This window comes from Cupriavidus sp. WS (assembly GCF_000395345.1).
Taxonomy (GTDB): domain Bacteria; phylum Pseudomonadota; class Gammaproteobacteria; order Burkholderiales; family Burkholderiaceae; genus Cupriavidus; species Cupriavidus basilensis_B.
This window is the reverse complement of record NZ_AQPL01000292.1, coordinates 1-8,622: the sequence shown is the minus strand read 5'-3', so window position 1 is coordinate 8,622 and position 8,622 is coordinate 1. Positions and strand designations below refer to the sequence as shown.

Here is an 8,622-nt window from a genome sequence, read left to right as displayed (position 1 = left end):
TGCTGACCACGGTGGTGTCGGTGTCGCCGATGTACGCCAACTTCGAGGTCGACGAGCAGACCTACCTGCGCTACACCGCGCCCGAGGCCGGCGGCACGGGCGGCGCCCAGGGCGCGCAGTCCAGGCTGCCCGTGTTCCTGGGCCTGGGCAACGAGGACGAATACCCGCGCGAGGGCCGCATCCAGTCGATCGACAACCGGCTCGACACGCGCAGCGGCACCATCCGCGTGCGCGCCGTGTTCGACAACCCGGACGGCCGCCTGCTGCCGGGCCTGTACGCGCGCATCAAGCTCGGCGGCGGCGCGCCGCATCCGGTGGTGCTGATCAATGACCGCGCGATCGGCACCGACCAGGGCAAGAAGTTCGTGCTGGTGCTGGACAAGGCCAACAAGCTGGCCTACCGCGAAGTCACGCTCGGACCGTCGTACGAAGGCCTGCGCGTGATCCGCCAGGGCCTGAAGGCCGACGAGAAGATCGTGGTCAACGGCCTGCAGCGCGTGCGCCCCGGCGACACGGTGTCGCCCAAGGCGGTGGAGATGGCCTACAAGCGCGAGCTGGACCAGCGCGCCGACGCCGCCGAGCGCAAGCAGGCCGCCGCCGACAAGGAAACCGACAAGGCCGCCGAGGGCAAGCCGGTGACCTGAGCCCCGAATGGCCGACATGAACCCGACATGAACGGAATCTGCTGAGGGTTTGCTCCCCTCTCCCGCGTGCGGGAGAGGGGCCGGGGGGCGAAACGCCGCCCCCCCGGAAAACCGAGCCATTTATTTGCTTCCCCACGCTCCATATGGCGCCCGCCACCCGGGCCGCCAGGGGGAGCGCTTTCGCCGAGACTGAGATGAATCTCTCGAAATTCTTTATCGACCGGCCTATCTTCGCCGGCGTGCTATCGGTGCTGATCTTCCTGATCGGCGCCATCTCGATGTTCAAGCTGCCGATCTCGGAGTACCCCGAGGTGGTGCCGCCGTCCGTGGTGGTGCGCGCGCAGTTCCCGGGCGCCAACCCCAAGGTGATCGCGGAAACCGTGGCCACGCCGCTGGAAGAGCAGATCAACGGCGTCGAGGACATGCTGTACATGTCGTCGCAGGCCAACAGCGACGGCACGCTCACGCTGACCGTGACCTTCAAGCTGGGCACCGACCCGGACAAGGCGCAGCAGCTCGTGCAGAACCGCGTCTCGCAGGCCGAGCCGCGCCTGCCGGAAGACGTGCGCCGCCTGGGCATCACCACCGTCAAGAGCTCGCCTGACCTGACGATGGTGGTCCACCTGGTCTCGCCGAACGACCGCTACGACATGACCTACCTGCGCAACTACGCGCTGATCAACGTCAAGGACCGCCTCGCGCGCATCCAGGGCGTGGGCCAGGTGCAGATGTTCGGCTCGGGCGACTACTCCATGCGCGTGTGGCTCAATCCCGAGAAGATGGCCGAGCGCCAGCTCGCCACCAGCGACGTGGTCAACGCGATCCGCGAGCAGAACGTGCAGGTGGCCGCCGGCGTGATCGGCCAGTCGCCCTCGCTGCCCGGCACCGACCTGCAGCTCTCGGTCAACGCGCAGGGCCGCCTGACCAGCGTGGAAGAGTTCGGCGACGTGGTGGTGCGGACCTCGGCCGACGGCGCGGTGACCTACCTCAAGGACATCGCCCGCATCGAGCTGGGCGCGTCGGAATACGCGCTGCGCTCGCTGCTGGACAACAAGTCCGCGGTGGCGCTGCCGATCTTCCAGGCGCCGGGCTCCAACGCCATCCAGATCTCGGACGACGTGCGCAAGACGATGGAAGAGCTCAAGGAGAACTTCCCCGACGGCGTGGACTACAGCATCGTCTACGACCCCACGCAGTTCGTGCGCCACAGTATCGAGGCCGTCACCCACACGCTGTTCGAAGCCATCGCGCTGGTGGTGCTGGTGGTGATCCTGTTCCTGCAGACCTGGCGCGCCTCGATCATCCCGCTGCTGGCCGTGCCGGTGTCGATCGTCGGCACCTTCGGCCTGATGCACGCCTTCGGTTTCTCGATCAACGCGCTCTCGCTGTTCGGCCTGGTGCTGGCGATCGGGATCGTGGTGGACGATGCGATCGTGGTGGTGGAGAACGTCGAGCGCAACATCGAGGAAGGGCTGAGTCCGAAGGAAGCGACCTACAAGGCCATGCGCGAAGTCAGCGGCCCGATCATCGCCATCGCGCTGACCCTGATCGCCGTGTTCGTGCCGCTGGCCTTCATGAGCGGCCTGACCGGGCAGTTCTACAAGCAGTTCGCGCTGACCATCTCGATCTCGACCATCATCTCGGCCTTCAACTCGCTGACGCTGTCGCCGGCGCTGTCCGCGCTGCTGCTGCGCGGCCACGACGCGCCCAAGGACTGGCTCTCGCGCGGCATGGACCGCGTGCTGGGCAAGTTCTTCGCCCGCTTCAACCGTTTCTTCGGCGCCAGCGCCGAGCGCTACGGCCGCGGCGTGAAGGGCGTGATCTCGCGCAAGACCGCCGTGTTCGGCGTCTACGCGGTCATGCTGGTGCTGACCTGGGGCGTGTTCCAGCTGGTGCCGAAGGGCTTCGTGCCGGCGCAGGACAAGCAGTACCTGGTGAGCTTCGCCAAGCTGCCCGACGGCGCCACGCTGGACCGCACCGAGGACGTGATCCGCCGCATGTCGGAGATCGCGCTCAAGCATCCGGGCGTGGAGTCGGCGGTGGCCTTCCCGGGCCTGTCGATCAACGGCTTCACCAACAGCCCGAGCGCCGGCATCGTGTTCGCCACGCTCAAGCCGTTCGAGGAGCGCAAGAGCGCCGCGCTGTCGGGCAACGCGATCGCCGCCGACCTGAACCAGAAGTACGCGTCGATCCAGGACGCCTTCATCGCGGTGTTCCCGCCGCCGCCCGTGCAGGGCCTCGGCACCATCGGCGGCTTCAAGCTGATGATCGAGGACCGCGCCGCGCTCGGCTACGACGCGCTGTTCGACGCCACCAACGCGTTCATGGGCAAGGCACGCGCCACGCCCGAGCTGGCCGGCATCTTCAGCAACTACCAGGTCAACGTGCCGCAGCTCGACGTCAAGCTCGACCGCGTCAAGGCCAAGCAGCTCGGCGTGCCGGTCACGGACGTGTTCGACACGCTGCAGACCTACCTCGGCTCGGCCTACGTGAACGACTTCAACAAGTTCGGCCGCACGTACCAGGTCAAGGTGCAGGCGGATGCGCAGTTCCGCAACCACGCCGAGGACATCCTGCAGCTCAAGACGCGCAACCGCGCCGGCGACATGGTGCCGCTGTCGTCGCTGCTCACCGTCAAGCAGGGCTTCGGCCCGGACAGCGTGGTGCGCTACAACGGCTTCACCGCCGCCGACATCAACGGCGGCCCGGCGCCGGGCTTCTCCTCGGGCCAGGCGCAGGCTGCGGCCGAGCGCATCGCCGCCGAGACGCTGCCCAAGGGCATCAAGTTCGAATGGACCGACCTGACCTACCAGGACATCCTGGCCGGCAACGCGGGGGTGTGGATCTTCCCGCTGTGCGTGCTGCTGGTGTTCCTGGTGCTGGCCGCCCAGTACGAAAGCCTGACGCTGCCGCTGGCGGTGATCCTGATCGTGCCGATGAGCCTGCTGGCCGCCATGACCGGCGTGTGGCTCACGCGCGGCGACAACAACATCTTCACGCAGATCGGCTTCATCGTGCTGGTGGGGCTGTCGGCGAAGAACGCGATCCTGATCGTGGAGTTCGCGCGCGAGCTGGAGCATGAAGGCCGCTCCATCGTGCAGGCCGCGATCGAGGCCAGCCGCCTGCGCCTGCGCCCGATCCTGATGACCTCGTTCGCCTTCATCATGGGTGTGGTGCCGCTGGTGATCTCCACCGGCGCCGGCGCCGAGATGCGCCACGCGATGGGCGTGGCGGTGTTCGCCGGCATGCTGGGCGTGACCTTCTTCGGGCTGTTCCTCACCCCCGTGTTCTATGTGGCGCTGCGCCTGCTGGCCACGCGCGGCGAGCGCCGCCGCGCCGCCAGCGCGGGCGATGCCCCGTCGGCGAGCCACAAGGCCATCGCCTCCGCAGAATAAGGACGACTGACATGACTGCATCAATCACATCCGGGACCCTGCCGCGCCTGGCCACGCTGGCCGTGGCCCTGATCCTGGCCGGCTGCTCGCTGGCGCCCACGTACAAGGTGCCCGAGGCCGCCACCGCCGCCACGCCGGCCTACAAGGAAGCCGAGGCCGCGCGGACCGAAGGCAGCCAGTGGAAAGTGGCCACGCCCGCCGAAGGCGCGCAGCGCGGCGAATGGTGGAAGATCTTCGGCGACGCCGACCTCGACCGCCTGATCGCCCAGGCCAGCGAGTCCAATCAGGACCTCGCCGTGGCCGCGGCGCGCCTGAAGCAGGCGCGCGCGTTCACCGGCGTGGCCGAGGCCGACCTGTATCCGCAACTGAGCGTCGGGCTGGACCCGACCCGCACGCAGTACTCGGCCGCCTCGCAGGGCTTCCCCGACGGCACCAAGGTGCCGGCGCAGACCGTGTACAAGGCGCGCGCGTTCGCCAGCTACGAGCTCGACCTGTTCGGCCGCGTGGCCGACAACGTCAAGGCCGCGCGCGCCGAGGGCGCCGCCGCCGAAGACCTGTACCGCTCGGTGCAGCTCGCGCTGCAGGCGGACGTGGCGCAGGCTTACTTCTCGCTGCGCACGCTCGACAGCGAGCGCGACCTGCTCAACGCCACCATCGTGCTGCGCGAGGACGCGCTCAAGCTGCTCAAGCGCCGCTTCGACGAAGGCGAGACCACCGACCTCGACCCGGCCCGCGCCGAAGCCGAGCTCGGCACCGCGCGCGCCGACCTGGCCGCCATCGAACGGCGCCGCGCCAACCAGGAGCACGCGCTGGCGGTGCTGACCGGCGCGCCGCCGGCCGCGTTCACACTGGCCGCGCGCCCGCTCGACGCCACGCTCATCACGGTGCCGGCCGGGCTGCCCTCGGACCTGCTGGAGCGCCGCCCCGACATCGCCCAGGCCGAGCGCCTGATGGCCGCGGCCAACGCGCGCATCGGCGTGGCGCGCTCGGCGTTCTTCCCGAAGATCACGCTGACCGGGCTGTTCGGCTTCGAGTCGAGCGACCTGTCGAACCTGTTCAAGTGGTCGTCGTCGGCATGGATGCTGGGACCGCTGGTCGGCAGCACGCTCGTCGCGCCGATCATCGACGGCGGGCGCAACCGCGCCAACCTCAACGCGGCCAAGGCCCAGCACGAAGAAGCGGTGGCAAGCTACCGCCAGAGCGTGCTGACGGCGCTGCGCGAAGTGGAAGACAGCCTCGCCGACGTGCGCTGGCTGAGCCAGCAGGCCGGCGCGCTGGACGGCGCGCTGGGCGGCGCGCGCCGCGCGGCGAAGATCTCGCGCAGCCGCTACGAGGCCGGCGCGGTGGACTACCTGACGGTGATCGACGCCGACCGCACGGTGCTGCAGTCGCAGCGCGACGCCAACCAGGTAGCCGGCCTGCGCGCCTCCGCCACGGTGGCGCTGGTGCGCAGCCTGGGCGGCGGCTGGGGGCCGCTGCCCGACGCCGGCTCGTCCGCGCCGCCGGCGCCGCTCGCGGCGAACCCGTGAAGCGGTAAGGCCGCGGCGGCGCAAGCCTGAGGCGACTGACGAAGCCGCCAGAACGGGCCCAAGCCGCCAGAGCTGGCCCAAGCAAGGTGTCCTCCCTCTCCCCCGACCCCGCTCCCGCAAGCGGGAGCGGGGAGCACACAAGCGGCAGGCCGATGTCGTCACTACTCCCAAAAGCGCCCCCAGGGCGCTTTTTTTTCGCGCCTAGGCTCGATGCGCCAGTTCGCAGGCGAACACCAGGCGCTGCAACTGCTTCTCGGTCTGGCCGTCGACATGGCGGAAGGCCCCGCCGAAATGGTGGACGGCCTTGCCGCCGCGCCAGGCAACGCGGTGCCTGACCACCTCCAGATCGACCTCGAGCGAGCCCAGGTCTGCGCACGACAGCCGGCACCGCCTGATGCGCGCATCGCGCAGCAGTGGCGGCGCGTCGGCCTGCGGGGCGCGCAGGCCGACGCCGGACACGGACAGGTCCGCGATGCGCAGATGCGCGAGCTGGCCGTCGTCGAGCGGGATCTCGCAGCGAAAGCCGCTGCCCGCGGGCACGCTGGCGCGGAAATGCCGGCGGCGATGCAGGTAATGGACGCTGGCCGGAAACGGCGTGACGAAGGCGGGCCGGTCGTCGAAGCGGGTGATGGCCGGCGTGCCGACCGGGAAGCGGACGGGCGCGCCGTTGAGCGAGCCCGAGAGCGTCAGCTCGCGGGCGTTCAGGATGGCGTCGAGCTCGGCGCCGTTGCGGCACCATTCCAGGATGCAGGCGCGGCTTGCCGGCTCGGCCAGCAGCAGCCGGGTGGCGATGGGATGCATGCCGGCGGGCCGCAGGCGCAGCGACGCGCCCTGGCGGGCCAGGCCGAGCAGGACGAGCAGGATCTGGTCCGGATCGGTGAGCCCGCCCTCGTGGTCGGGCGCCGGGGGCGTTCCGGTCTGCGGTGTCGTGGCTGGCATGTCGGTGTTCGTGGTATTGCGCCCGCGGCCCGGGCATGGGCCGCGGGCTGGCGCATGCGGGACCCGCGAGGGGCCGGCCAGCCCGTGATTATGCCAGCGCCGCCGCCGCGCTCGAATGCGCGGGATCGTTGCGCGGGTGCTCCCGCCGCGGCCGCAGCCGGGTTGTCCGCCCGGCGGTATACTTGGGGTGCAATCCAACCGGAGTCGATGGTGTCGGTACAAAACCCCGCGTCCACAGCAGAGCGCAGCGCAGCCGCGCAGCCCGCGCCGCAGCCCGCGGCGGCCTTGCCGCCGCGGCCGCAAGCGCCGGTCGCGCCGGACATCAACGAGTGCTGCGGCAACGGCTGCGAGCCCTGCATCTTCGACCTGCACGCCGAGGCGATGGCGCGTTACCGCGCCGAGCTGAAGGCGTGGCAGGCCCTGGCCGGCGAGACGGCGGATGCCGCCGCCGCCGGCGGCCCGAGCTTCTGAAAGCGTGCGCGCCGCCTTGTCTTCCGAATCTCCCGAGTCTCCCGTACTCGCCGCCGGCCAGCCCGCCGTGGCCGATCTCCACGATTTCGTGCGGCGCCATCCGCGCCTGCTGGTGCTGACCGGCGCCGGCATCAGCACCGATTCCGGCATTCCCGGCTACCGCGACGCGCGGGGCAACTGGCAGCGCACGCCGCCGGTGCAGGCGCAGGACTTCTTCCGCTCGCACGCGGTGCGCCAGCGCTACTGGGCGCGCAGCATGCTGGGCTGGCCGGTGCTGGCCAACGCGCAGCCCAACGCCGCGCATTTCGCGCTGGCGCGGCTGCAGGCGGCCGGCCACGTGCGCCTGCTGGTCACGCAGAATGTGGACGGCCTGCACCAGCGTGCCGGCAGCCACGGCGTGATCGAGCTGCATGGCCACGTGGGCACGGTGGTCTGCCTGCAATGCGGCACGCGCCGTCCGCGCGCCGCGTTGCAGGCGCAGCTCGAGGCGGACAACCCGGCGCTGGCCGAACTGCGCGCGTTGCCCGCTTCCGACGGCGACGCCCATCTGGAACTGGCCAGCTTCGAGGCCGTGCGCATTCCCGCGTGCGGCCATTGCGGCGGCGTGCTCAAGCCCGACGTGGTGTTCTTCGGCGAGTCCGTGCCGCGCGAGCGCGTCGATGCCGCCATGCAGGCGCTGGCGCAGGCCGATGCCCTGCTGGTGATCGGCTCCTCGCTCACGGTGTTCTCCGGCTATCGCTTCTGCCTCGAGGCGCAGAAGCAGGGCAAGCCGGTGGCCGCCGTCAACCTCGGCCAGACCCGCGCCGACGCGTTGCTGGCGCTCAAGGTGGACGCCGCCTGCGCGCCCGCGCTGGCGGAACTGAACGCGCGGCTGGGCCTGGCCTGAGCGCCGCGGGCGGCGTCCAGCCGCATCAAGCCTCCATCAGGCCTCCATCAAGCCGCCGCCTTGCGCACGATCAGCCGGTGCATCCGCTTGCCCGGCGGCGGGCCCGCCTCTTCCTGGTCGGACAGCACGCTGTCGCCGCGCCCCAGCGCGCCGGCCACCAGCGCCTTGTCGAAGGCCGCGTAGAAGCGGCCGTCCGGGTCGCGCCGCGAGACGTGGTCGGTGACGCGCCAGCTCAGGCACAGCGTGCCGCCGGGGCGCAGGATGCCGAGCAGGTGCCGCACGGCGCTGGCGATCATGCGTGGCTCCAGGTGCATGATGACGGCCTCGCACAGCACGTTCTGGTAGTAGCCGCGCGGCACGCCTTCGAGTTCCGGCAGCGCGGCCTGCTCGAAGGGCAGGGCGGGGTAGCGCCGGCGCGCCTCTTCCAGCAGCGCTTCGCAGGGATCGAAGCCGCACGGGTCGAAGCCGTGCGCGGCCAGCCACGCCGTGTCGCGGCCCGCGCCGCAGCCGATGTCGGCGCTCGGACCGGGCGCGAATGTTGCAAGCAGCGTGGCGTAGAGGCCGGCCGGCGCGGGCCGCGCGTGCCAGTCCCTGGCATGGTCGGCGGCGGCGCGGTCGTAGGCTTGCAGTGTCGCGGTATCGGTGCTCACGATGTGCCCCCTGTGCGCAGTCGCCATGCGGCGCGGAATGCGCCGGGCCCGCAAGGCAAATCTAGCAGATTCCGGCGCCAATCCGGCCCCGCCGGCCCCCTCGGCGGC

General features: G+C 70.7%; 7 protein-coding genes. 5 read left to right on the top strand and 2 right to left on the bottom strand.

Going from position 1 to position 8,622, the window contains the following annotated elements:
* From K206_RS39035 to K206_RS0123090, 3 genes are all read left to right on the top strand, one after another.
* Positions 1-644: efflux RND transporter periplasmic adaptor subunit (locus tag K206_RS39035; RefSeq protein WP_020204766.1), on the top strand; the 644-nt coding region annotated here is incomplete at its 5' end.
* 194 nt (positions 645-838) lie between these two features.
* On the top strand, positions 839-4,039 hold the full coding sequence (locus tag K206_RS0123095) for an efflux RND transporter permease subunit (protein WP_020204765.1): 3,201 nt from the start codon (positions 839-841) through the stop codon (positions 4,037-4,039).
* An 11-nt stretch (positions 4,040-4,050) separates the two neighbouring features.
* Positions 4,051-5,568 (top strand): efflux transporter outer membrane subunit, encoded by a 1,518-nt coding sequence (locus K206_RS0123090; RefSeq protein ID WP_020204764.1) that lies wholly within the window; start codon positions 4,051-4,053, stop codon positions 5,566-5,568.
* 201 nt (positions 5,569-5,769) lie between these two features.
* Here K206_RS0123090 and K206_RS0123085 read toward each other — a convergent pair whose 3' ends face one another.
* Complete coding sequence (locus tag K206_RS0123085; protein WP_020204763.1) at positions 5,770-6,507, bottom strand: flagellar brake protein; 738 nt, start codon at positions 6,505-6,507, stop codon at positions 5,770-5,772.
* 207 nt (positions 6,508-6,714) lie between these two features.
* Here K206_RS0123085 and K206_RS0123080 point away from each other — a divergent pair, with 207 nt between their 5' ends.
* Both K206_RS0123080 and K206_RS0123075 read left to right on the top strand, forming a co-directional pair.
* Positions 6,715-6,978 carry an oxidoreductase-like domain-containing protein gene (locus K206_RS0123080; protein ID WP_020204762.1) on the top strand — a complete coding sequence of 88 codons (264 nt, stop codon included), beginning with the start codon at positions 6,715-6,717 and terminating at the stop codon, positions 6,976-6,978.
* 16 nt (positions 6,979-6,994) lie between these two features.
* Positions 6,995-7,864 carry an NAD-dependent protein deacetylase gene (locus K206_RS0123075; RefSeq protein ID WP_155888188.1) on the top strand — a complete coding sequence of 290 codons (870 nt, stop codon included), beginning with the start codon at positions 6,995-6,997 and terminating at the stop codon, positions 7,862-7,864.
* 47 nt (positions 7,865-7,911) lie between these two features.
* On the opposite strand, the gene K206_RS0123070 is transcribed toward K206_RS0123075, so the two are convergent.
* Positions 7,912-8,541 (bottom strand): class I SAM-dependent methyltransferase, encoded by a 630-nt coding sequence (locus tag K206_RS0123070; protein WP_052165967.1) that lies wholly within the window; start codon positions 8,539-8,541, stop codon positions 7,912-7,914.
* Positions 8,542-8,622: the final 81 nt, after the last annotated feature.

What these genes read in the sequence shown, in the direction of transcription:
- K206_RS0123080 (WP_020204762.1), top strand. Translation starts at nt 6,715, where the DNA reads ATGGTGTCGGTACAAAACCCCGCGTCCACAGCAGAGCGCAGCGCAGCC.
- K206_RS0123090 (WP_020204764.1), top strand. Translation starts at nt 4,051, where the DNA reads ATGACTGCATCAATCACATCCGGGACCCTGCCGCGCCTGGCCACGCTG.
- K206_RS0123095 (WP_020204765.1), top strand. Translation starts at nt 839, where the DNA reads ATGAATCTCTCGAAATTCTTTATCGACCGGCCTATCTTCGCCGGCGTG.
- K206_RS0123070 (WP_052165967.1), bottom strand. Translation starts at nt 8,541, where the DNA reads ATGGCGACTGCGCACAGGGGGCACATCGTGAGCACCGATACCGCGACA.
- K206_RS0123085 (WP_020204763.1), bottom strand. Translation starts at nt 6,507, where the DNA reads ATGCCAGCCACGACACCGCAGACCGGAACGCCCCCGGCGCCCGACCAC.